This window comes from Eubacterium ramulus ATCC 29099 (genome assembly GCF_000469345.1).
Classification (GTDB): Bacteria; Bacillota; Clostridia; order Lachnospirales; family Lachnospiraceae; genus Eubacterium_I; species Eubacterium_I ramulus.
The window spans coordinates 19,015-42,300 of sequence record NZ_KI271185.1 but is presented as its reverse complement, the minus strand read 5'-3'; the positions used below and the strand labels follow the sequence as shown (position 1 = coordinate 42,300).

Sequence of the window (23,286 nt, the reverse complement as noted above, 5' to 3'; positions counted from 1 at the left end):
AAGGAGCGTTGTAAATGCCAGAAACAAACAATAAAGAAGTCGGCACAAACATAGCGTTCGATGCCATCCGCATCGGATTGGCTTCACCGGAAAAAATATTGGAATGGTCCCGGGGCGAAGTAAAAAAACCGGAAACCATTAATTATAGAACTTTAAAACCAGAAAAAGACGGTTTGTTCTGTGAACGTATTTTTGGACCGAGCAAAGATTGGGAATGCCACTGCGGTAAATATAAAAAAATCCGTTACAAAGGCGTTGTCTGCGATCGATGCGGAGTTGAGATTACAAAATCCAATGTTCGTAGAGAACGTATGGGACATATTGAGCTGGCTGCTCCGGTATCTCATATCTGGTACTTTAAAGGTATTCCTAGCCGTATGGGATTAATCCTTGATATTTCTCCTCGTACGTTGGAGAAAGTTCTGTATTTTGCTTCTTACATCGTTCTGGATAAAGGCGAGACAGACCTGCAGTATAAGCAGGTTCTGTCCGAGGCGGAATATCAGGAAGCATACGAGAAATACGGAAATACATTCCGTGTGGGTATGGGAGCTGAATCTATCAAAGAACTTCTGGAAGCAATTGATCTGGAGAAAGATTCTGTAGAACTGAAAGCTGCATTAAAGACTGCTACAGGTCAGAAACGTGCAAGAATCATTAAAAGACTGGAAGTTGTAGAAGCATTCCGCGAGTCTGGCAATAGACCGGAGTGGATGATCATGACAGTTATTCCGGTTATTCCACCAGATTTACGTCCGATGGTACAGTTGGATGGTGGACGTTTTGCGACATCCGATCTGAACGATTTGTATCGTCGAATCATCAATCGTAACAACCGTCTGAGAAGACTGTTAGAACTCGGTGCACCGGATATTATTGTGCGCAACGAGAAACGTATGCTTCAGGAAGCTGTTGATGCACTGATCGATAATGGTCGTCGTGGAAGACCTGTTACCGGTCCTGGAAACAGAGCATTAAAATCTCTGTCTGATATGCTGAAAGGTAAATCCGGACGTTTCCGTCAGAACCTGCTCGGTAAACGAGTTGATTATTCCGGACGTTCCGTTATCGTAGTTGGACCGGAATTAAAGATTTATCAGTGCGGTTTGCCGAAAGAGATGGCAATCGAGTTGTTCAAACCATTTGTAATGAAAGAACTGGTTGCAAACGGAACAGCACATAATATTAAGAGCGCTAAGAAAATGGTAGAGAAACTTCAGACAGAAGTATGGGACGTTCTGGAAGAAGTTATCAAAGAGCATCCGGTTATGCTGAACCGTGCTCCTACACTGCACAGACTTGGTATTCAGGCATTTGAACCGATTCTGGTAGAGGGTAAAGCAATTAAACTGCATCCGCTCGTTTGTACCGCATACAATGCCGATTTCGATGGTGATCAGATGGCTGTTCATCTTCCTCTTTCTGTGGAAGCGCAGGCAGAGTGCCGGTTTATGTTACTGTCACCAAACAACCTGTTAAAACCGTCCGATGGAGGTCCGGTAGCCGTTCCTTCTCAGGATATGGTACTTGGTATTTATTATCTGACTCAGGAGAGACCAGATTCTCTTGGTGAGGGACATTACTTCAAAAACTTGAACGAAGCAATTCTTGCATATGAGAATGGCTATGTAAAATTACACTCCAGAATCCATGTACGTGTAACAAAGAAAATGGCAGATGGAACAGAAAAGACCGGAACGGTTGAGTCCACATTGGGACGTTTCATTTTTAATGAGATTCTTCCACAGGATCTTGGTTTTGTGGACAGAAGCATTCCGGAGAATGATCTGGTTCTGGAAGTTGATTTCCATGTAGGTAAAAAAGGATTGAAACAGATCCTTGAGAAAGTTATCAACATTCATGGTGCTACCACAACCGCTGAGGTTCTGGATGACATCAAAGCAATGGGTTATAAATACTCTACAAGAGCTGCTATGACCGTATCCATTTCCGATATGACCGTACCGGAGAAGAAGCCGGTACTGATCAAACAGGCTCAGGATACTGTGGATTTGATTACAAAGAACTATAAGCGCGGACTTATCACAGAAGAAGAACGTTACAAAGAGGTTGTTGAGACTTGGAAAGAAACCGATGATGAGCTTACACATGAGCTGTTATCCGGACTTGATAAATACAACAACATCTTCATGATGGCTGATTCCGGAGCCCGTGGTTCTGATAAACAGATCAAACAGCTGGCTGGTATGCGTGGTTTGATGGCCGATACAACTGGTAAGACAATTGAGTTGCCGATCAAATCAAACTTCCGTGAGGGACTGGATGTATTGGAGTACTTCATGTCTGCACATGGAGCTCGTAAAGGTATGTCCGATACAGCACTTCGTACTGCCGATTCCGGATACCTGACGAGACGTCTGGTTGATGTATCACAGGATCTGATCATTCGTGAGACAGATTGCTGTACAGACAGAAGTGAGATTGCAGGAATGTATGTGAGTGCATTCATGGATGGAAAAGAGGAAATCGAAAGCCTTCAGGAGCGTATCACAGGACGTTTTGCCTGCGAAGATATCTGCGATGCAGATGGAAACGTATTGGTGGCAGCAAATCATATGATTACACCGAAACGTGCAGCTCTGGTTATGAGTAAAGGTGTAGATGAGAACGGAGAACCGCTTGAAAAAGTTAAAATCCGTACAATCCTTACCTGCCGTTCCAAAGTCGGTGTTTGTGCAAAATGCTATGGCGCAAATATGGCAACCGGTCAGGCCGTACAGGTTGGTGAGGCAGTAGGTATCATTGCTGCTCAGTCAATCGGTGAGCCGGGTACACAGCTTACGATGCGTACATTCCACTCCGGTGGTGTTGCAGGTGATGATATTACACAGGGTCTTCCTCGTGTCGAGGAGCTTTTTGAGGCAAGAAAACCGAAAGGACTTGCCATTATCACAGAGTTTGCCGGTGTTGCTAATATCAAAGATACAAAGAAGAAACGTGAGATCATCGTTACAAGCCCGGAAACAGGTGAGACAAAAGCATACCTTATTCCTTACGGTTCCAGAATCAAGATCACAGACGGTGCTTTCCTTGAGGCTGGTGATGAACTTACCGAAGGTAGCGTAAATCCACACGATATCCTGAAAATCAAAGGTGTTCGTGCAGTTCAGGATTACATGCTTCAGGAAGTTCAGCGTGTATATCGTCTGCAGGGTGTAGAAATCAATGATAAGCACGTTGAGGTTATTGTTCGTCAGATGTTGAAGAAGATCCGTATTGAGAATAACGGAGATTCTGATTTCCTGCCGGGAACAATGGTTGATTTCCTTGAATATGAGGAAGAAAATGAAAAGTTAGCTGCAGAGGGAAAAGAGCCGGCAGAAGGAAAACAGGTACTGCTTGGTATTACCAAAGCTTCCCTGGCTACCAACTCATTCCTGTCAGCTGCATCCTTCCAGGAGACAACAAAAGTTCTGACAGAGGCAGCAATCAAAGGTAAGATTGATCCATTGATCGGTCTGAAAGAGAATGTAATCATCGGTAAACTGATTCCGGCCGGAACAGGAATGAAGAGATATCGTTCCATTCATCTGGATTCCGATATTGATGAGAATGCAGAACTTAATGTAGACGATTTAATGGGTGAAGATATTTTCACTGAAGAAGATGTGGAAATCAATGAGACAGATTTAGATTCTGATAACGATGTTACTGATGAGATTCCTGTGGAAGAAACAGTGACAGAAGAGTAAGCAGAACAAAAATAATACTATATATACTATATAGAAGAAGCGGTGTCGGAGATGACACCGTTTTTTCTGTCTTTCTGATAGAAAAACACATGAATTGTATATGTTTATGTATAAAAACAGAAAAAATGGTAAAATTTAAAAAAGATGCTTGACAAGTGCGAAGTCAGTCACTATACTATTTTAGTGTGCATAAAAGTGCACAGGAAACTTTTTTACAAAATATACAGGAGGTGAATAGAATGCCAACATTTAATCAGTTAGTAAGAAAAGGTCGTCAGACAACTGCAAAAAAATCTACAGCACCTGCATTACAGAAAGGTTACAACTCTTTACAGAAGAGACCTACAGATGCATCTTCTCCGCAGAAGAGAGGTGTTTGTACAGCAGTTAAGACTGCAACCCCGAAAAAACCTAACTCAGCTCTTAGAAAAATCGCCAGAGTTCGTCTTTCTAACGGAATCGAAGTAACAAGCTATATTCCGGGTGAAGGTCATAACTTACAGGAGCATAGTGTTGTTCTGATCCGTGGTGGTCGTGTAAAAGACTTACCAGGTACAAGATACCATATCATCAGAGGAACACTGGATACAGCAGGCGTTGCAAACAGACGTCAGGCTCGTTCCAAATACGGCGCTAAGAGACCGAAAGCAGGCAAATAGGACCTGTAAAAGACCAATAGTATCACAAACAGAACTATTGTAAGTGTTGGAATTCTTTTTATCGACGATAACAGATAAAGATAGATGTTCCCAGCATGAACACATTAGAAAGACACATGTGAGTACCGTTGAATTAATCGATTAAGAAACTGCTGTGAAAGACAGCAAGCCAAGACCATGATTAAGGAGGGAAGTACCGTGCCACGTAAAGGACATAATCAGAAAAGAGAAGTTTTAGCAGATCCTATGTACAATAACGTAGTAGTTACAAAGCTTATCAACAACATCATGTTAGATGGTAAGAAAGGTGTAGCTCAGAAAATTGTATACGGAGCTTTTGATCGTGTTGCAGAGAAAACCGGAAGACCGGCTCTCGAAGTATTCGAAGAGGCTATGAACAATGTTATGCCTGTACTTGAAGTAAAGGCTAGACGTATCGGTGGTGCAACATATCAGGTGCCGATCGAAGTAAGACCGGACAGACGTCAGACACTTGGACTGCGTTGGTTAACAATGTTCTCCAGAAAAAGAGGAGAAAAAACAATGGCAGACAGACTGGCAAATGAGATTATGGATGCAGCTAACAATACAGGCGCATCTGTAAAACGTAAAGAAGACATGCACAAGATGGCAGAAGCAAACAAAGCATTCTCCCATTTCAGATTCTAAGAGGAGGAAATCACCATGGCAGGAAGAGAATATCCGCTTGAGAGAACCAGAAATATTGGTATCATGGCTCATATTGATGCAGGTAAAACTACATTAACAGAGCGTATCCTTTATTACACTGGTATTAACTATAAAATTGGTGATACTCACGAAGGTACTGCTACCATGGACTGGATGGAGCAGGAGCAGGAGAGAGGTATCACAATTACTTCAGCTGCTACAACATGTCACTGGACACCGCAGAAAGAAAATAAACCTGCACCGGGTGCGAAAGAGTACCGTATCAACATCATTGATACTCCAGGTCACGTTGACTTTACAGTAGAAGTAGAGCGTTCCCTTCGTGTACTGGATGGCGCCGTTGGTGTCTTCTGTGCAAAGGGTGGTGTAGAGCCTCAGTCAGAGAACGTATGGCGTCAGGCAGACACATACAATGTACCACGTATGGCATTCATCAATAAGATGGATATCCTTGGTGCAAACTTCTACGGAGCAGTAGATCAGATCCGTGAGCGTTTAGGTAAAAACGCAATCTGCTTACAGCTTCCAATCGGAAAAGAAGATGACTTCAAAGGAATCATCGACTTATTCGAGATGCAGGCTTATATCTACAACGATGAGAAAGGTGAAGACATCAGCATTGAGCCGATTCCGGAAGATATGCAGGAAGAGGCAGAGCTTTACCATGACGAGTTAGTAGAGAAGATCTGCGAGTTAGATGATGATCTGACAATGATGTATCTGGAAGGCGAAGAGCCGTCCGTTGAGCAGTTAAAAGCTGTTTTAAGAAAAGCTACATGTGAGTGTACAGCTGTACCGGTTTGCTGTGGTACTGCTTACAGAAACAAAGGTGTACAGAAACTGTTAGATGCTGTCGTAGAATTTATGCCGGCACCGACAGATATTCCGGCTATCAAGGGTGTTGACCTGGATGGTAATGAGATTGAGAGACATTCATCTGATGATGAGCCGTTCTCCGCTCTTGCATTCAAGATCATGACAGACCCGTTCGTTGGAAAACTTGCATTCTTCCGTGTATACTCCGGTACAATGAATTCCGGTTCTTACGTACTGAATGCAACAAAAGATAAAAAAGAGCGTGTTGGACGTATCCTTCAGATGCACGCTAACAAGAGAACTGAGCTGGACAAAGTTTACTCAGGTGATATCGCAGCAGCAGTTGGATTTAAGATCACTACAACAGGTGATACAATCTGTGACGAGCAGCATCCTGTAATCTTAGAGTCCATGGAGTTCCCAGAGCCAGTTATCGAGCTTGCTATCGAGCCGAAGACAAAAGCTGGACAGGGCAAGATGGGTGAAGCTCTTGCAAAACTTGCAGAGGAAGATCCTACTTTCCGTGCTCATACAAACACTGAGACAGGCCAGACAATCATCGCCGGAATGGGTGAGTTACATCTGGAAATCATCGTTGACCGTCTGCTTCGTGAGTTCAAAGTAGAGGCAAACGTTGGTGCTCCTCAGGTTGCTTACAAAGAGTCATTTACAAAACCTGTTGATCAGGAATACAAATATGCAAAACAGTCCGGTGGACGTGGTCAGTACGGACACTGTAAAGTTAAATTCGAGCCGATGGATGCAAACGGTGAAGAGACATTCAAGTTTGAGTCCGCAGTTGTTGGTGGTGCCATTCCGAAAGAGTACATCCCGGCAGTTGGAGAAGGTATTGAAGAAGCAGCTAAGGCTGGTATCATTGCTGGATTCCCGGTTGTAGGTGTTAAAGCTACAGTTTACGACGGATCTTATCATGAGGTCGATTCCTCTGAGATGGCATTCCATATTGCCGGATCTATGTGTTTCAAAGAGGCTATGCAGAAAGCAAGCCCGGTTCTTCTTGAGCCGATCATGAAAGTAGAAGTTACTATGCCGGAAGAGTACATGGGTGACGTAATCGGTGATATTAACTCTCGTCGTGGACGTATCGAAGGTATGGATGACCTTGGCGGTGGAAAGATCGTTAGAGGTTATGTACCGCTGGCAGAGATGTTTGGATACTCTACAGACTTACGTTCCAAAACACAGGGACGTGGTAACTACTCAATGTTCTTCGAGAAATATGAGCCGGTTCCGAAGTCTGTACAGGATAAAATTATTTCCGCAAAAGCAAAATAAAACTTGAAATACTTTGACCTTTTTAATATAATCGAAGTATCGAGTGATAAGATTCAATTAAGAATTATGAATGCCGAAGGCATACAATTTTAAGGAGGACGCAAAAATGGCAAAAGCTAAATTTGACAGAAGCAAACCACATTGTAATATTGGTACAATTGGACACGTTGACCACGGTAAAACAACTTTAACAGCTGCTATCACTAAAGTATTAGCTGAGAGAGTAGAAGGAAACGAGAAAGTAGATTTCGAGAATATCGATAAAGCTCCGGAAGAGAGAGAGCGTGGTATCACAATTTCTACAGCTCACGTTGAGTATCAGACAGCAAAACGTCACTATGCACACGTTGACTGCCCAGGCCATGCTGATTACGTTAAAAACATGATCACTGGTGCTGCTCAGATGGATGGTGCTATCCTTGTAGTAGCTGCTACAGACGGTGTTATGGCTCAGACAAAAGAGCACATCCTTCTTTCCCGTCAGGTAGGTGTACCTTACATCGTTGTATTCATGAACAAATGTGATATGGTAGATGATGAGGAGCTGCTTGAGTTAGTAGAGATGGAAATCACAGAAGTTCTGGAAGAGTATGACTTCACAGACTGCCCGATCATCAAAGGTTCTGCTTTAAAAGCTCTGGAAGATCCGATGGGCGAGTGGGGCGATAAGATCATGGAACTCATGGATACAGTTGATGAGTATATTCCGGATCCGCAGCGTGCAACAGATCAGCCATTCCTTATGCCAGTAGAGGATGTATTCACAATCACAGGTCGTGGTACAGTTGCTACAGGTAGAGTAGAGCGTGGTACTCTTCACATCAACGAGGAAGTTGAAATCGTTGGTATCAAAGAGGAGATCCAGAAAACAACTGTTACTGGTATCGAGATGTTCCGTAAACTGTTAGACGAGGCTCAGGCTGGTGATAACATCGGTGCATTACTTCGTGGTATTAAGAGAGAGGACATCGAAAGAGGTCAGGTTCTTACAAAACCAGGTACAGTAACATGCCATACAAAATTCACAGCTCAGGTTTACGTACTGACAAAAGATGAGGGTGGCCGTCATACACCGTTCTTCAACAACTATCGTCCGCAGTTCTACTTCAGAACAACTGACGTAACAGGTGTTTGCAACCTTCCAGAAGGCACAGAGATGTGCATGCCTGGCGATAACGTAGAGATGACAATCGAGCTCATCCACCCAATCGCTATGGAGCAGGGTCTTACATTCGCTATCCGTGAAGGTGGACGTACTGTAGGATCAGGACGTGTTGCTACAATCATCGAGTAATACAATCTGAATATAGATTTGTTATCGCAAGATAACGTTGTGTCCAAACGTAAGATACCCGTAGAACTTCGGTTCTACGGGTTTTTCTGTTGCCTGGAAATATATAAAAGGGCGGAAAAGAATAACGAACGGCATAGAAAAACGGTTGCCGGGAGAGTGTCCTGACAACCGTTTGTGATAACAGAATGATAACAAAATATATAATTTTCGCAAATATGATAACAGATAAAGTGAATTTATTCACAAATCAGAGATGTGATTGTGGATTAAGTCAGATCATACGTCTTAATGTCATTACCTTCAGTGCCCTTCTTAACGATGGTATGACAACCTATCGTAGTTCCCATGGCACGTAGTTTCCATTCTTCCTGGGTAGCGTTGAGCTTATCCAGTTCTTCTTGTTTTTTATTTTTATCTTCAATAGCTAATATTTCAGCTTTTTCCTTTTCATAGACATTTTTAAATTGACACCATTTCCTGAAAAAGTCCTGCATTGTAGGATTATCGAATGTCAGCGCAACCTTCTGATCAGGTGTTTCAGCAAGTGAGAGGTTCACTGAATCATCAATAGAAAACAGCAGAGAGAGTACATCTCCGACTGTTTCAATATTAAAATCCAGAAAAACACTTACATTTAATCCCAGTGCAGTTGCTATCTTTTCTAACTGATCCGGTTTCGGATTCCGGATTCCCAGTTCATATTTTCTGATTGTTCCTACGTTAATGCCGGACAGCTCGGCTAACTGTATCTGACTGTATCCTCTAAATTCCCGGAATGCCCGGATTTTTTTACCAACCATAATGCTGCCTCCTTAATAATATTTGTGCTTCTATTCTAGCACAAAAGTGAATGATACGAAAGAGGTTGATTTTCGTAGAGTATGAAAATGTAGAGTGGAATATAAAAATAAAATTCGCAAAAGGATATTGACAAAGTCACAAAAGTGAATTATAGTAGAAAACATCAAAAGAGTCACAAAAGTGACTGGAAAGGAGGACACTATGAGAACTAATTATATGATGACTGTTGATGATGTCATGGAAGAATTAGGTGTGAAACGCAGTAAAGCATATTCCATTCTGAAGCAGCTTAATGATGAACTGGCAAAGGAAGGATATGTGGCAGTTCGTGGAAAAATTCCACGTCCCTACTGGGAAACAAAATTTTATGGATGCTCTCAGAGAGCAGTATGAAGGAGGTTTTAAGATGTCAGCTTACAAAGACAAAACACAGGGAACCTGGTATGTGAGTTTCCGCTATATTGACTGGACAGGAAAGAAAACGCAGAAGCTGAAAAGAGGGTTCAAGACCAAGAAAGAAGCATTGAATTATGAAAAGGAATTCATAAGAAAGACTGCGGCAGATATGAAAATGGAGATGAACAGTTTTATTCAAGTCTATTTTGAAGATAAAAAGAATGAACTGAAAGAAAATTCAATCCGCAATAAGCAGCACATGATGAACAAGCACATTGTTCCGTATTTTGGAATAAGAAAAATGAATGAGATCACACCGGCAGAGATTATCCAGTGGCAGAATACCATTCAGGAAAAAGGATACAGCAAGACTTATGAGCGTATGATCCAGAATCAGTTAAATGCATGATTAAACAGTGCACAGAAAATTTACAATCTGAAGGAAAATCCATGTAAGAAAGTAAAAAAGATGGGGAAATCAGATGCCAACAAGCTGGAATTCTGGACGAAGGCAGAATACGACAGATTTATTGCCGGGATTGAGCCGGGGAGTGAAGATTATCTGATATTTGAAATTCTGTTTTGGACAGGAATCAGGGAAGGAGAACTTCTGGCATTGAGTCTTTCAGATTTTGAGATGAGTGGAAATCTCCTGCATATCAATAAGACTTATAACCGGATCAGGAAAAGAGATGTGATTGATACTCCTAAAACAGAAAATTCAGTCCGTACCATTGATATTCCTAATTTTCTTAAGGAAGAGGTACAGGAGTATGCAAAGAAGCATTATGGATTTCCGGAAGATCAACGGTTGTTCCCGATTGTGGCGAGAACACTGCAGAAACGTCTTAAGAAATATGAAGCACTGACCGGTGTAAAACCAATCAGAGTGCACGATATCCGTCACAGCCATGTGGCATATCTGATCTACCAGGGCGTAGAACCGCTGATTATCAAGGAAAGGCTGGGGCACAAAGACATTCAGATGACATTGAACACTTATGGGCATCTGTACCCGTCACAGCAGAAAAAAGTTGCTGAGATGCTGGACAATAAACGTTAATACGGAGGAAAAGAAGCAAATGAAAACAAAGAAAGTAGTCGGAAAAATATTTGATGCAATTAACTACAGTAAGAAGCTGAAAATAAGTTCCATTTTACCGGATCGGGATTCAGATTATGTGATTCTTCTTGAATTAGAGGACGGAAGCAAATTTGAAATCATCATTATTCCTACAAGGAGATTTGTGTAAGGAGCAAAAGCTATGACTACTGACAGACAAAAAGAAAAAGCCCAGACAAAATATCTGAGCAAGTTCTCTGATAATCAGATTCACTGATATACCATCTTGGCAGATTAAGTATATCACGAATTGAAAGATACAACAATTCCCGAATATCTGTTCATCAGAGACTTGCCCGGAGGGGCAGGAGGTAGAAGTGACATTATTTGAACAGGTAAAAGGATGTGTGACAGCGAGACAGGCTGCGGAGCATTACGGGATTAAAGTAAAGGGAAATGGAATGGCATGTTGTCCGTTTCATAAAGACCGACACCCAAGTATGAAGGCAGATAAAATATATCATTGCTTTGCATGTGGAGTGGGCGGTGATGCGATAGATTTTACAGCAAGGTTATTTGGAATATCACAGTATGAAGCTGCGAAAAAGATGATAGAAGATTTTGGATTGGATATAAAAATCGAAGACAGAAACAAATACAAAAGGACGCACCAAAGCAGGAATACTTTGATATCAAAGAAACCTAAAGTTGTGATGATCAGAGAAAAACTGGAGCAGTGGTTGAAACATGCAACAGACGTGCTGATCAGATATCTGAAATGGATTCAGTTCTGGAAAGAGTTTTACAAACCAGAACCAGATGAAGAGTGGCACGAATTATTTACGGAGGCATTGGCAAATGAAAGAAAGATAAATGACTATCTGGACGTGCTGATGTTTGGAACAGGAGAAGAGATTGTAGAGTTTTTCAAGATGAAGAGAAGGGAGGTTGAAAAAATTGAAAAAAGAATTAACGAATATCAGCGAGAAGTCCTTGATGGAATTAGAAGATATTGTGAACGAGGAAATGCTTACAACAGAAGATGTCAATAATATGTTGGAGCATACGGATAAAGGAAGAACAAAGCAGACAATTAGAAATTGTGTAACCGTATTACAAAAAGATCCAGTGCTGAAAAAAGCGATTAAACGAAATGAGCTTTCTGGAAGAATGGACATTGTGAAAGAGGTGCCTTGGGAACGGAGAAATAACAGTTCTACGGTTACAGATACTGATGAAAATAATCTGAAAATGTATCTGGAAGAAAATTATGAACTGACAAGTGAGCGTGTGATCAAAGCAGGAGTAGATATTGTTTCCAATGAAAATAAATATCATCCAATCAGAGATTATCTGGAAAGTCTGGTCTGGGACGGGATTCCAAGAATAGAAAATATGCTTCCGCATTTCCTGGGAGCAGAAAAGAGTAAATACACAATCGGAGTAATGAAAATGCACATGCTGGCAGCGATTTCAAGAATTTATGAACCGGGAATAAAATATGATATTATGCTGTGTCTGGTTGGAAGCCAGGGAGCCGGAAAGTCCACGTTTTTCAAATATCTAGCGATAAAAGAAGAATGGTTCAGCGACAATCTGGATCATCTGGACGATGAAAATATTTACAGAAAACTGCAGAACCACTGGATTATCGAAATGGGAGAAATGAAGGCAACTATCACAGCAAAGAATATTGAACAGATAAAATCGTTTCTGAGCAGACAGAAAGAAACTTATAAAGTGCCTTATGAAGTTCACCCGGAAGACAGACCGAGACAGTGTGTATTTTGCGGAACATCAAATGATCTGAATTTTCTTCCTCTGGACAGAACCGGAAACAGACGATTTGCTCCGGTGATGACAGATATGTCGAAAGCAGAAGTTCATATTCTGGACAATGAGGCAGAGAGCAAAGCCTATATCGAACAGGCCTGGGCAGAGGCAATGGTACTGTATCGACAGGGAAATGTGTTCTTAGGATTCACAAAGGAAATTGAGGAAGAGGCAAAGCGTCTGCAAAAAGAATTTATGCCGGAAGATACCAATGCCGGAATCATACAGGCATTTCTTGATGACTACGATGACGAGTATGTATGTACCAGAATTCTGTTCGATGAAGCGCTTCATCGAACCGGAGAAATGAAACAGTGGGAAGGTAAAGAGATTGCTAATATTATGAACAATGCAATTGAAGGCTGGAAACCACATGGTACACATCGGTTCGGAAAGGAATATGGAATACAGCGTTCATGGAAAAGGATGGAAGATTCTGTGAAGAAAGATAAAGACGGCTTTATGGAAGTACCGGAACAGTTGGAGATACCGTTTGAGTAAAGATTATTGTAAACGATGTAAACGGAACTTAAAGGAAAAACTTAAAAAGTTAACTTTTAAAATCTTTTGAACCCCGTTTACAAATTCCGTTTACAAATTGGAAAGGAGCAGAAAATGATGAAACAGGGAAGATTAGGATACAACAGTAGTAATGGAAGATATGGATTATTATCATCAGACTTATGGATTGATACAGGATTTCACTGTGGAGAAGGACTGGAAGTGCTGGTAGGTGATGAATGGGTACAGACCAGAATGGAGATGAATCTGGCAAGAGAATGGTATCTGGTGGGGACACCTTATTGTGGAGATCTGGAATATGTGCAGGCAAGGATACCTGGATAAATAGGTCTATGATCCGCTTCGGCTGGTGTAAAGCAGACGTCCACCGGACGTTATGCCCCCGGCAGGGCGCAAGGGGACTTTTGATGGACGGTACGGCTGTCGAAAGTGCTTTTGCGTTACTTTTGACAAAAGTAACAAAACCGCCGTATCCGGCGAAAGTTTCTTAAATATCGCCATGTCTGGCGTAAATAAAAATTATGTGCCATATCTGGCACTCAAACAGAAAAGAGGTGAGAAAATTTATGATGAAAAGAACAATCAGTGGCATGATCGGAGCCGGCTCACTGGCTCATAACAGACGGGATTTTGTAGCAGAAAATGTAAATCCAGACAGAGTACAACTGAACATTTGTTATAAGAATGAGAATCTGAAAGAAGTCTATAAAGAACTGTTTGATGATGCGGTGGAGAGATACAATGTCGGGAAAAGAAAGGATCGGCAAATTGCAAATTATTATGAAAAAATCCGACAGGGCAAACAGGAGAAGCTGTTCCATGAAGTGATCTTCCAGATAGGAAATCGTGAGGATATGGCAGTGGGAACGTCAGAAGGAAATCAGGCTGTAAAGGTACTGGACGAATATGTGAAAGAGTTCCAGAAGCGGAATCCGACACTTCGGGTATTTAACTGCTATCTGCATCAAGACGAAGCTACTCCTCATCTGCATATTGACTTTGTTCCTTATGTGACCAACTGGAAGGGAAAAGGAATGGATACCAGAGTTTCATTGAAACAGGCATTGAAAAGTCTTGGTTTTCAAGGTGGAAATAAGCATGATACAGAGCTGAATCAGTGGATAAATCATGAGAAAGAAGTGCTGGCTGAAATTGCAAAGCAACATGGAATCGAATGGGAGCAGAAAGGTACACATGAAGAACATTTGGATGTTTATAATTTTAAGAAGAAAGAGCGTAAGAAGGAAGTGCAGGAACTGGAACAGGAAAAAGAAAATCTGACAGCAGAGAATAAGGGACTGACTTCTCAGGTTGCAGAAGCAAGAGCAGACATTAAGCTGCTGGAAGAAGAAAAAATTCAGTTCCAGAAAGATAAAGAAACAGCGGAAAAACGTGCGAAGAAAGCAGAAACAGAATTGAAAAAACTGGAGGACAGAAGAGAATTCCTGCAACCGGTGATGGATAATGTCAGCAAGGAAATAAAAGAGTATGGAATGATTAAAACATTTCTTCCGGAAGCTACAGCATTGGAACGTGCGGTAACTTACCGGGATAAGAAAATAAAACCATTATTCATTGAAATGAAAAATAAAATCGGTGCGATGGCTGCACAGGTGAAAGAACTCACAAGAGAAAGAGATAGTTGGAAAAGTAAGTTTCAGAAGAAAAAACAAGAGCATGAAAAAACAAAAAAGGAACTGGCAGAAGTTCAGAAAGATTATCAGAAATTGTCTGGTGAGAAAGAAATACTGCAGGGAATTGCAGACAGATATAACCGACTTTTACGCATGTTGGGGAAAGATATGGTAGAAAGACTGGTGCAGGACGATATCCGGATGCAGGCGGAACTTGAAGCGAAAAAACAGAAAGAGCAGATGCCGAAAAAAATAGGTGACCGCATACAATGGGCAAGAGAACGAAGTGAAGAACACAATGCACAAATTAAGAAGAATAAAGCAAAGTACAGAGGAATGGAGTTGTAAGAATATGACGAAACAGATTTATGATGAAAAGAACGGACTGAGCTACACATTGCATGGAGATTATTATCTGCCAGACCTGGAAATCAATGAGGAGGAACCTACATATGGGAAATATGGAATAATGCGAAAGAAGTTTCTGAAAGAGCACCGGAGTGCAAGGTATCAGTATCTGGTACTGACCGGGAAGCTGACGGAGCATCTGAATCAGGTTGATAAGGAAGCGAGAGAAAAAGTCGAGATACTGGTGGAGCAGATGGCTGAACAGTGGGGCGTGACGGAAGAATTGAAGATGCAGGATCAGATGGAATGGGTGAGGAGGAAGAATAATATTCAAGCAACTGCTGAAGAAATAGTATATAAAAATATAATCTTTATGTAGGAAAGAGGCTGTCTGCAGGAGTTGTGGACAGCCTCATGTATAGGAGGGGTTATTCTTCAGATATATCATAGTCAGTGGTTGTATCAGAAAATTTTGTATCCCAAATGGCTTCTTCAATGGCTTGTAAACATTCATCTGTATGTTTGGAAATATCTTGCCCCCAAAAGTGAAGAACAGTATAGCCTAGGAATAGAAGCTTTTTATCATTTTCATAATCACGATTACGATTTCGCTCGATTTTTTTGATCCAAAAATCTGGATTTTTTCCTTTTTCAAGCCGAAGTTTGAGAATCTCCCAATCCTTTCCGTGAAAAAATTCACTATCGCAAAAAATAGCAATTTTATATTTGGTAAGAACAATATCAGGAGAACCAGGGAGAGCTTTATAATTTTTTCGATAGCGATAACCTTTGTGCCATAGAGCTTTTCGGAGCAATAGTTCTATGGAAGTATCTTTACTGTGGATCTTACGCATATTGTTTGAAACAGTAGCGGATGTGCGGGTCAATACTATCACCTACCTTTATTGATTGATTTTATCAGGGGAGTTTCTTTTTTTCAATAAGGAGTTTTAAAATACATATTTTTGGTTCCTTGAAAAATGAATTTTAAGGGTTGAAAAATCAAATGTAATTGATATAATAAAAATAACGTTTATATTTGTTATGGAGGACTAATATGCAAGGCGGAAAAAGGGTTAATGCTGGAAGAAAATCCGTGTCATTGAAAGAAAAAAAGGTTGGTTTTAAAGTTTATTTAACACCAGAATTACAAGAAGAAATAAATTATTATGGAGTAGGAGCTTCATTCTCAGAAAAGTGTGCAAACCTTATTGCAAAAAGAATTCAAGAAGAAAAAGAATCCTTTGATAGCACAATTCGATTTATCGATTTGTTTGCTGGATTAGGTGGTATTAGACTTGGATTTGAAGAAGGCTTGCGTGAAGTAGGACTTGAAGCAAAATGTGTTTTTTCATCTGAAATTAAAAAATATGCAATTAAAGCGTATCAGGGGTACTTTGGAAATGAAAAGGTATATGGGGATATAACACAGATAGAGACAGATACGATACCGGATTTTGATTTTCTTTTAGCAGGATTTCCATGTCAGCCATTTAGTTCAGCAGGAAAAGGCTTGGGATTTGCTGATACAAGGGGGACGATGTTCTTTGAAATTGAAAGAATTTTAAAGGAGAAAATGGATGCAGGTAAGGCTGCAAAAGGGTTTTTGTTAGAGAATGTTGAGGGATTGGTAAATCATGATGGAGGTAATACATTAGCAGTAATTGTGGATCACCTACAAAAATTGGGATATAATGTAAATTATAAACTTATAGATTCACAATATTTTGGTTTACCGCAAAGTAGAAAAAGAGTGTATATTGTTGGTATGTTAGATGCAAAAATTAATTTGGATAATTTTGAAAAGAAAACAGTTACGCTTGGAGAAGTGTTAGAACATGGATTGCCTACAGTAGAGAGCAATTTCACGAAGAAATTATTTAAAAATTATACACCGGAAGAAGTTGTTGGAAAATCCATTAAAGATAAAAGGGGAGGAGAAAATAACATACATTCATGGGAAATTGAATTAAAAGGTTCTACAAGTAAAGAAGAGAGAACATTACTGAATTTGATGTTAAGGGAACGGAGAAAAAAGAAATGGGCAGAGGAGATAGGAATTGACTGGATGGACGGAATGCCTTTAACAGAAAAGCAAATTAAAACTTTTTATGATAATCCAGAATTGCATACGATGTTAAAGGATTTAAAAAAGAAAGGATATTTGACATACGAATATCCGAGAAAATTGGAAGAGGGAAGACGGATACCAGACGAAACAAAGAAAAAAGGATATAATATTGTTGCAGGTAAATTGTCATTTGAATTTTCAAAAATATTAGATCCTAATGAACTCGCACCAACTTTAGTAGCAATGGATGTTTCTAAGTTAGGAATAATTGATAATGGAGGCCTTCGAAGATTAACAATACGTGAGGGACAGAGACTTTGCGGATATCCAGAAGAATATGATTTATCTATTGTGAATGAAAAAGAGGCATTTGATTTATTAGGAAATACAGTCTGTGTTCCTGTTATAAAAGCTATATCAAAAAGAATCGGGGAAAAATGTAGAAAGGGGAAAGTACATGAGATTAACAGCACAAGAAGTATATGATAAATTGGTAAATGAAGATGGAATTTTACAGTTAGAAGGACAGATAAAATTTTATTTAGGTGATGTGAACATTATTGTAAAGCAGAGAGATGTTGTGGGAAATATCATGCAGGAATGGTTGCAAGGTTGGCTGGATAAGAGAGGAATAGAGTATGCTCCAAGTGAAAATACTCAGATGCCACCAGATTTTTTCTTAAATCCAGATGATAAAACCAAAAATTTGTTGGAAGTAAAAGCCTTTAACCGAAATCGTGGACCAGGATTTGATATTGCTGATTTTAGAATGTATGAAGAAGAAATAATCAATAAACCATATATGTTAAATGTGGATTACTTGATTTTTGGATATGATATGAATGACGATGGAGTTGTTACAATAAAAGATGTATGGCTTAAAAAGGTTTGGGAAATTACAAGAAGAATGGAAGATTGGCCTATTAATTTACAAATCAAAGATAATGTTGTACATAAAATAAGGCCAGGAATTTGGTATGCGGAGGATACAGCAAGAACAGACTATACAGTTTTTGAATCACTTGAAGATTTCATTTCAGCTATAGAAGAGGCAGTTTTTCAAAATCCTAAGACACATAATAACGCAGGAACTTGGAAAGCTGCTTTTTTGAGAAGTTATAAGCAGGAAACGGGGATTGATCTTAGTATTCCGAGATGGTCTGAGATAAAAGATAAATATGATTTAAAATCTGTTAGGAAGTTAGAAAAAGCAAAAAGTGATTTGGCAAAGGCAACAGATCAGTATGAGAAAATTAAAGAGAGAATACAACTGTATCATCAAAAATTGCATGTAGAGCAAGAAAAAAATAATGTGGGTAAAGTTGGTAAAATACAGGATGATATAGAAAAGCAAAAAAAGAATGCGGAAAAGGCTAAAGAAAAAATAAATAAAGCGCAAGCTAAAATTGATGAATTGGAAGGGTAAGATAGAAAGAATGGACAGTCTAAGATGGATTGTCCATTTTTTAGAATTGACAAGAAAATGTGTCCAGATTATAATAAAGAAAAAATAGCACTCAACAAGATGAAGTGCTAACAATTCGTGCGAAAAATATAGAAATGGAGGGGTTGCATGAATACATTAAAGCTGGAAATGGAAAATTGTTACGGAATTCAAAAAATTCAACAGGATATTGATTTTTCTAAAAATAATGTGGCAGTTATTTATGCTCCAAACGGAACGATGAAGTCTTCATTTGCTAAAACATTTGAAGCAATTAGAGATGGAAAAACCGTAGAAGAAAAAGTTTATGGTTGCAAAAGTAAATATTCAATTACAGATGAGACTTCAACAGCAATTAGCCCAGAGTCAATAATGGTTATTAACCCATTTGATGAAAATGCATATGAAAATCAAGGAACATTGATGGCAAACGAAACATTAAGAAGGCAATATATACAAATTTATAAAAGTATTGACCAAAGCAGAGAAGCAATGTTCGGAAAAATAAAAGCCTCATTAAAATATTCGAGTAGAAGTAGTTTTGATGCAGAAAGTAGTATGTTAAATGATTGGGGATATACGAAGAAAGATTTATTTTTGTGCCTAAAAGAGATAGAAAATAAATTAAATAATTCGGAATTACAATGTTCTCTAAAGGAAGAGGAATTGGATTATAATACGTTATTCAATTCCAAAGTATATTCTATGGTTACTTCCGGAAAAACTTCTGAACTGATTGAAGAGTACGAGAAGAAGTATAGCGAACTGTTAGAAAAATCTCTATATATGCAAAAAGGTGTAATAGATCATAATAATTATGCTAATATAAGTGACTCTTTGGGGAATAATGGATTTTTTGGGGCAAAAAATGAAATTCGACTTGTTGCAAAAGATGGAAGTACATCAGTAACGCTGAGAACGCAGGGTGAATTGAATGAGTTAATAAAAAAAGAAAAAGAACAGGTGTTAAATACTAAGGAATTAAAAGACTTATTTGAAAAAATTAATAAGGCTATTAGTAAAAATAAAGACACACAAGCATTTAATGCATATTTACAACAGCATCCGGATGTAGTTGCAGAATATCGAGACATTGATAAATTCAAAAAGAAAGTATGGGTAAAAGTTTTTGACATATATCAAGCAGAATTACATGATTTGCTGGAGTATTATGATAAGGCGCAAAATGATTTAAAACAATTAAGAGATAAAGCGAAAAGTGAAACAACTGATTGGAATAGGGCGTTGGATTTATTTAAAAAAAGATTTTTGTTCCATTCTCAATAGAACCGGCGAATCAAGAGGATGTTATATTAAATTTAGATTTGCCAAGTTTTAAATATATCTTTGAGGATAATAGGGGGTCTAAAGAAGTTTCGAAGGAAGATTTGTTAGATGTTTTGAGCACAGGGGAAAAGAGAGCATATTACATCTTGAACCTAATATTTCAAATTTTGGTTGCTCAAAAAGATGGGCGAGAAAAACTTGTTATTTTAGATGATATATCAGAGTCTTTTGATTATAAAAATAAGCATGCAATAATAGAATATATCAGTGATATCGCCGAGTATACTAGTTCGCAGGGAGAAAAAGTATTCAAAGTAATCTTACTTACTCATAATTTTGATTTTTACCGAACAGTTGCTTCACGTATTACTAAACGGGGAAATTCATATATTGCATATACTGATGGAGGAAAGATAAATTTTGAAAAAGGACAGTATACTAGAAATTTATTTGGATATTATAAAGATGAGATTGCAAAAGGAAATAAAGATAATATAGTTGTTGCATCGATACCATTTGTTAGAAATTTAATAGAGTATACGGAGGGAGATTCGAATCCAGAATATCTTAAACTGACAAGTCTGTTACATTATAAACCGGATACAACAACTATTGAACTAGGCGAGATTGAAAAAATATATAATCAATATTGGTGTAAAAGTTCAAATGTAAATTTCGCTAAAAATAGAGAAACGGATCATATATATGATATTATTATCAAAGAAGCAGATGCAATTGTGCCTGTTGAAAAACTGGAGATAGAAAGCAAGCTTATATTATCTATGGCAATCAGACTCAAATCTGATGAATATATGATTCAAAAAATATCTAGTAAAGTAACAAATGGAACAGCTATTATAAACGATATATACCAAAAAAGGAATCAGAGTGCTTGGCTGTATAAAGAATATAAAAAAAATATAAATGATAATGCAATGGAAATTCTGGAGCAAGTTGCTATGTTGACACCAGAGAATATCCATTTAAATTCATTTATGTTTGAACCTATTTTAGATATGTCTTTACTGCACTTATACGATTTATATCAGGAAGTAAAAAATTTGTTGATAAAAAATGCAGTGATAACACCATGATAACAAAATTTCCCAAAACCACACGGACACAACGGAAAATCCGGATTTTCCCACACAAATCACACGAAAAATCACCATTTGCACACCGCAATACACCGGTCTGATATCGTGAAGGTGGACGTACTGTAGGATCAGGACGTGTTGCTACAATCATCGAGTAATCACGAATAAGCATAAATTAAGGACTTCCAGAAATGGGAGTCCTTTTTTTGATACGAAAATGATACTAATTTTTTACAATAAAATGCTTTAAACGTTCAGTAGTTTATTGACAGTTACTTGGGTAAAGAGCATAGATGCTTTGAAACATCAGTTATTAGAATAGAAATAATACATATTGTTACTGCTTAATAATAAGCGAGATAGCATTTTTAGAATGCGTATGTTAGAATATAAATGATGATAAGAAATAGGAAATTAAAAAGATAAAAAAACAGTGTATTGGGTTACAATATAGAGGGCAGGTATATTTCTGTGGAGGGGGGACAAAAATTTGAAAAAGAGAATGGTGGCAATTTTATTATGTGTAGCAATGGCTGTAGTTAGTCTGACAGCATGTGGAAATTCAGATAAAGCAAACGATAAAGATAATGTATCTGCGGGATCAATTAGTGAAACAGATACTTCAAATAATACAAATAGTCCCAAAGCGGAACAAAAGGAAGATCAGATAGATTACATTCAGGCGGAGTATCGAATCATAGATGCAAAAGAATTGTATGTAACTGCAGATAACTTGGAAGCAACAACGGATTCCGATGGTAATGAGACATATATTAATACAGAAAATTACACAAATCAGAATGTGTGTGACGATAGAGATAAAGAAACAGTGTTGCAGCAATTGATGGCTTCACTATGCGGTATTGCAGGTGCCATTGATTTAGATACTGCCAGAAATGAAGGAGTATTCGATAATGTAACTGAAGATGGTGCAATGGAGCCGGTAGCATTTGTTGGCGCACCATGTATAGATGAGAATGGAACTGCATTAGGTGATACAGCACCAGTATTTCGAAAAGTATTTGACGATGAGATTTTGAATGATCTTTTTGCTTATAAGCCGGATTACGAGCTGGTAGAGGTAGACGGCGAGGATGAAAAATGGTATAAATTTACATGGAGTCTGGAGACAACCTATGAAAGTATTTATGCGGAATCTTATTTGCAGGAACTTGCTGGTAAAAAATCTGCGCTTCAAACTGCTGTGAAAGAGGCAAACAATGGCAGCGATACGATTGAATTAACCGTGTCTCCTGAGACTGTGGCAAAATGTCTGGATAAATATAATCTGGATGAGGGTTACTGGTTTGTATTTAATGGTCTGGAAGATTATAATGCGGCTTCCTGGAATTATGATGTGATGTATAACGGTGTTCGTTATACATCAACCGTGACAAATGATGATGTAAAAATCATGTTGGAGATAAATGGTGAGCCACAGACGATCATTATGCAACAGTGGTATACAGACCTGTTGTTAGACAAAAATCCAGAGCTGACGACAAAGGAAGAAGCGTTCTTTGGCAGTGAAAAATATCAAAGTATTGCGTATTCTGAAGGAAGAATGCTGAAACTGGAACAGAACTCAAAAGCTGCATTTGAAGCTTGTGGATTTAAGATAGATGAGTACAGATAAAAAAGGAAGGATCATATTATGACACAACAGAAGCTGATTGCCAGTATCGAGCAATATCAGCCATATAACGTGCAGGAAGAAATGGATAAATCGCTCATTCTGGAGTGGATAAAAAATAATAACAATGCATTTTTGCGTGAAAATACCGTGGCACATATAACAGCATCTGCCTGGGTGGTAAATGCGGACAGAAGTAAAGTACTGATGGTATATCATAATATTTATAATTCCTGGTCATGGTTAGGCGGTCATGCAGATGGTGAGACAGATCTGTTATCCGTGGCAATTCGCGAAGTAAAAGAAGAGGCTGGTATTTCTAATGTGCTTCCAGTGTCTGAGGATATTTTTTCTTTAGAATCGCTTACGGTAGACGGGCATTGGAAAAATGGAAAATACGTATCAAGTCACCTGCATTTTAATGTGACATATTTATTGGAAGCTGATTCAGAAGAAGCAGTTTCGATAAAGGCAGATGAAAATAGTGGTGTGGCATGGTTTGCACCGGAAGAGGCATTGGCAAAATCTACGGAGCCGTGGTTCGTGGAACATGTATATACGAAACTGATAGAGAAAGCCAAGCAACTGTATTTATAAGAAATAAGAAAGTAGTGAAAGTATGTTACAAATCTCTGTTTTGCATATAGCATAATATTTCTGTACTTCAATATAATTGCAATTGTAACAAA

General features: G+C 38.8%; 22 protein-coding genes. 20 read left to right on the top strand and 2 right to left on the bottom strand.

All coding sequences use genetic code 11. From position 1 onward, the window contains the following. The first annotated feature begins 14 nt into the window (after window positions 1-14). From rpoC to tuf, 5 genes are all read left to right on the top strand, one after another. Entirely contained in the window at window positions 15-3,713 is a 3,699-nt protein-coding gene (gene rpoC / locus HMPREF0373_RS14360; RefSeq protein ID WP_021740498.1) for a DNA-directed RNA polymerase subunit beta', read from the top strand. 239 nt (window positions 3,714-3,952) lie between these two features. Beyond that, the gene (gene rpsL, locus HMPREF0373_RS14355) at window positions 3,953-4,372 is read left to right on the top strand and encodes a 30S ribosomal protein S12 (RefSeq protein ID WP_022035453.1); all 420 of its coding nucleotides are present in this window, start codon (window positions 3,953-3,955) and stop codon (window positions 4,370-4,372) included. A 198-nt stretch (window positions 4,373-4,570) separates the two neighbouring features. Beyond that, window positions 4,571-5,041: a 30S ribosomal protein S7 gene (gene rpsG, locus HMPREF0373_RS14350; protein ID WP_022035452.1), complete on the top strand. Its 471-nt coding sequence runs from the start codon at window positions 4,571-4,573 to the stop codon at window positions 5,039-5,041. A gap of 15 nt (window positions 5,042-5,056) precedes the next feature. Continuing rightward, window positions 5,057-7,174, top strand: a complete 2,118-nt coding sequence (gene fusA, locus HMPREF0373_RS14345) for an elongation factor G (protein ID WP_021740495.1) — start codon at window positions 5,057-5,059, stop codon at window positions 7,172-7,174. A gap of 106 nt (window positions 7,175-7,280) precedes the next feature. Further along, complete coding sequence (gene tuf / locus HMPREF0373_RS14340; protein ID WP_044964739.1) at window positions 7,281-8,468, top strand: elongation factor Tu; 1,188 nt, start codon at window positions 7,281-7,283, stop codon at window positions 8,466-8,468. Between the two features lie 266 nt (window positions 8,469-8,734). Here the strand turns inward: tuf and HMPREF0373_RS14335 are convergent, their stop codons facing one another. After that, on the bottom strand, window positions 8,735-9,268 hold the full coding sequence (locus HMPREF0373_RS14335; protein ID WP_021740493.1) for a helix-turn-helix domain-containing protein: 534 nt from the start codon (window positions 9,266-9,268) through the stop codon (window positions 8,735-8,737). A 202-nt stretch (window positions 9,269-9,470) separates the two neighbouring features. Here HMPREF0373_RS14335 and HMPREF0373_RS14330 point away from each other — a divergent pair, with 202 nt between their 5' ends. The 9 genes from HMPREF0373_RS14330 to HMPREF0373_RS14300 all read left to right on the top strand — a co-directional run bounded on the left by HMPREF0373_RS14330 (window position 9,471) and on the right by HMPREF0373_RS14300 (window position 15,444). Then, on the top strand, window positions 9,471-9,662 hold the full coding sequence (locus tag HMPREF0373_RS14330) for a helix-turn-helix domain-containing protein (protein WP_009243123.1): 192 nt from the start codon (window positions 9,471-9,473) through the stop codon (window positions 9,660-9,662). A gap of 13 nt (window positions 9,663-9,675) precedes the next feature. After that, the gene (locus tag HMPREF0373_RS17425; RefSeq protein WP_242831220.1) at window positions 9,676-10,074 is read left to right on the top strand and encodes a tyrosine-type recombinase/integrase; all 399 of its coding nucleotides are present in this window, start codon (window positions 9,676-9,678) and stop codon (window positions 10,072-10,074) included. Between the two features lie 60 nt (window positions 10,075-10,134). Next, complete coding sequence (locus tag HMPREF0373_RS17420) at window positions 10,135-10,728, top strand: site-specific integrase (protein ID WP_021740492.1); 594 nt, start codon at window positions 10,135-10,137, stop codon at window positions 10,726-10,728. Between the two features lie 19 nt (window positions 10,729-10,747). After that, on the top strand, window positions 10,748-10,918 hold the full coding sequence (locus HMPREF0373_RS17080; protein WP_009243121.1) for a hypothetical protein: 171 nt from the start codon (window positions 10,748-10,750) through the stop codon (window positions 10,916-10,918). A 271-nt stretch (window positions 10,919-11,189) separates the two neighbouring features. Then, a complete protein-coding gene (locus HMPREF0373_RS14320) occupies window positions 11,190-11,780 on the top strand; it encodes a CHC2 zinc finger domain-containing protein (RefSeq protein WP_341348903.1) in 591 nt (196 codons plus the stop codon). Further along, on the top strand, window positions 11,755-13,062 hold the full coding sequence (locus HMPREF0373_RS14315) for a virulence-associated E family protein (RefSeq protein ID WP_341348902.1): 1,308 nt from the start codon (window positions 11,755-11,757) through the stop codon (window positions 13,060-13,062). Before HMPREF0373_RS14320 ends, HMPREF0373_RS14315 begins: the two co-directional genes overlap by 26 nt. A 117-nt stretch (window positions 13,063-13,179) precedes the next feature. Next, window positions 13,180-13,407 (top strand): DUF5348 domain-containing protein, encoded by a 228-nt coding sequence (locus HMPREF0373_RS14310; protein WP_035124999.1) that lies wholly within the window; start codon window positions 13,180-13,182, stop codon window positions 13,405-13,407. A gap of 242 nt (window positions 13,408-13,649) precedes the next feature. Further along, on the top strand, window positions 13,650-15,065 hold the full coding sequence (locus HMPREF0373_RS14305) for a plasmid recombination protein (protein ID WP_021740486.1): 1,416 nt from the start codon (window positions 13,650-13,652) through the stop codon (window positions 15,063-15,065). A gap of 4 nt (window positions 15,066-15,069) precedes the next feature. Then, complete coding sequence (locus tag HMPREF0373_RS14300) at window positions 15,070-15,444, top strand: TnpV protein (protein ID WP_021740485.1); 375 nt, start codon at window positions 15,070-15,072, stop codon at window positions 15,442-15,444. 49 nt (window positions 15,445-15,493) lie between these two features. Here the strand turns inward: HMPREF0373_RS14300 and HMPREF0373_RS14295 are convergent, their stop codons facing one another. Further along, a complete protein-coding gene (locus HMPREF0373_RS14295) occupies window positions 15,494-15,952 on the bottom strand; it encodes a very short patch repair endonuclease (protein ID WP_081695281.1) in 459 nt (152 codons plus the stop codon). A 170-nt stretch (window positions 15,953-16,122) separates the two neighbouring features. Here HMPREF0373_RS14295 and dcm point away from each other — a divergent pair, with 170 nt between their 5' ends. From dcm to HMPREF0373_RS14265, 6 genes are all read left to right on the top strand, one after another. Next, window positions 16,123-17,622, top strand: coding sequence for a DNA (cytosine-5-)-methyltransferase (gene dcm / locus HMPREF0373_RS14290; protein WP_021740484.1), 1,500 nt, complete (start codon window positions 16,123-16,125; stop codon window positions 17,620-17,622). Further along, a complete protein-coding gene (locus tag HMPREF0373_RS14285) occupies window positions 17,594-18,562 on the top strand; it encodes an NgoBV family restriction endonuclease (protein ID WP_021740483.1) in 969 nt (322 codons plus the stop codon). Before dcm ends, HMPREF0373_RS14285 begins: the two co-directional genes overlap by 29 nt. Before the next feature lie 147 nt (window positions 18,563-18,709). After that, a complete protein-coding gene (locus HMPREF0373_RS14280; RefSeq protein WP_021740482.1) occupies window positions 18,710-19,867 on the top strand; it encodes a hypothetical protein in 1,158 nt (385 codons plus the stop codon). A gap of 101 nt (window positions 19,868-19,968) precedes the next feature. Beyond that, window positions 19,969-20,961, top strand: a complete 993-nt coding sequence (locus tag HMPREF0373_RS14275; protein WP_147597904.1) for a hypothetical protein — start codon at window positions 19,969-19,971, stop codon at window positions 20,959-20,961. Window positions 20,962-21,454: 493 nt separating this feature from the next. Then, on the top strand, window positions 21,455-22,600 hold the full coding sequence (locus HMPREF0373_RS14270; RefSeq protein ID WP_147597903.1) for a hypothetical protein: 1,146 nt from the start codon (window positions 21,455-21,457) through the stop codon (window positions 22,598-22,600). Between the two features lie 18 nt (window positions 22,601-22,618). Continuing rightward, complete coding sequence (locus HMPREF0373_RS14265; protein WP_021740479.1) at window positions 22,619-23,194, top strand: NUDIX hydrolase; 576 nt, start codon at window positions 22,619-22,621, stop codon at window positions 23,192-23,194. Window positions 23,195-23,286 lie beyond the last annotated feature (92 nt).

Excerpts from the sequence above, each read along its gene's own strand:
- rpoC (WP_021740498.1), top strand. The coding sequence starts at position 15 with ATGCCAGAAACAAACAATAAAGAAGTCGGCACAAACATAGCGTTCGAT.
- rpsL (WP_022035453.1), top strand. The coding sequence starts at position 3,953 with ATGCCAACATTTAATCAGTTAGTAAGAAAAGGTCGTCAGACAACTGCA.
- fusA (WP_021740495.1), top strand. The coding sequence starts at position 5,057 with ATGGCAGGAAGAGAATATCCGCTTGAGAGAACCAGAAATATTGGTATC.
- tuf (WP_044964739.1), top strand. The coding sequence starts at position 7,281 with ATGGCAAAAGCTAAATTTGACAGAAGCAAACCACATTGTAATATTGGT.
- HMPREF0373_RS14335 (WP_021740493.1), bottom strand. The coding sequence starts at position 9,268 with ATGGTTGGTAAAAAAATCCGGGCATTCCGGGAATTTAGAGGATACAGT.
- HMPREF0373_RS14330 (WP_009243123.1), top strand. The coding sequence starts at position 9,471 with ATGAGAACTAATTATATGATGACTGTTGATGATGTCATGGAAGAATTA.
- HMPREF0373_RS17425 (WP_242831220.1), top strand. The coding sequence starts at position 9,676 with ATGTCAGCTTACAAAGACAAAACACAGGGAACCTGGTATGTGAGTTTC.
- HMPREF0373_RS17420 (WP_021740492.1), top strand. The coding sequence starts at position 10,135 with ATGGGGAAATCAGATGCCAACAAGCTGGAATTCTGGACGAAGGCAGAA.
- HMPREF0373_RS17080 (WP_009243121.1), top strand. The coding sequence starts at position 10,748 with ATGAAAACAAAGAAAGTAGTCGGAAAAATATTTGATGCAATTAACTAC.
- HMPREF0373_RS14320 (WP_341348903.1), top strand. The coding sequence starts at position 11,190 with ATGGCATGTTGTCCGTTTCATAAAGACCGACACCCAAGTATGAAGGCA.
- HMPREF0373_RS14315 (WP_341348902.1), top strand. The coding sequence starts at position 11,755 with ATGCTTACAACAGAAGATGTCAATAATATGTTGGAGCATACGGATAAA.
- HMPREF0373_RS14310 (WP_035124999.1), top strand. The coding sequence starts at position 13,180 with ATGAAACAGGGAAGATTAGGATACAACAGTAGTAATGGAAGATATGGA.
- HMPREF0373_RS14305 (WP_021740486.1), top strand. The coding sequence starts at position 13,650 with ATGATGAAAAGAACAATCAGTGGCATGATCGGAGCCGGCTCACTGGCT.
- HMPREF0373_RS14300 (WP_021740485.1), top strand. The coding sequence starts at position 15,070 with ATGACGAAACAGATTTATGATGAAAAGAACGGACTGAGCTACACATTG.
- dcm (WP_021740484.1), top strand. The coding sequence starts at position 16,123 with ATGCAAGGCGGAAAAAGGGTTAATGCTGGAAGAAAATCCGTGTCATTG.
- HMPREF0373_RS14285 (WP_021740483.1), top strand. The coding sequence starts at position 17,594 with ATGAGATTAACAGCACAAGAAGTATATGATAAATTGGTAAATGAAGAT.
- HMPREF0373_RS14280 (WP_021740482.1), top strand. The coding sequence starts at position 18,710 with ATGAATACATTAAAGCTGGAAATGGAAAATTGTTACGGAATTCAAAAA.
- HMPREF0373_RS14265 (WP_021740479.1), top strand. The coding sequence starts at position 22,619 with ATGACACAACAGAAGCTGATTGCCAGTATCGAGCAATATCAGCCATAT.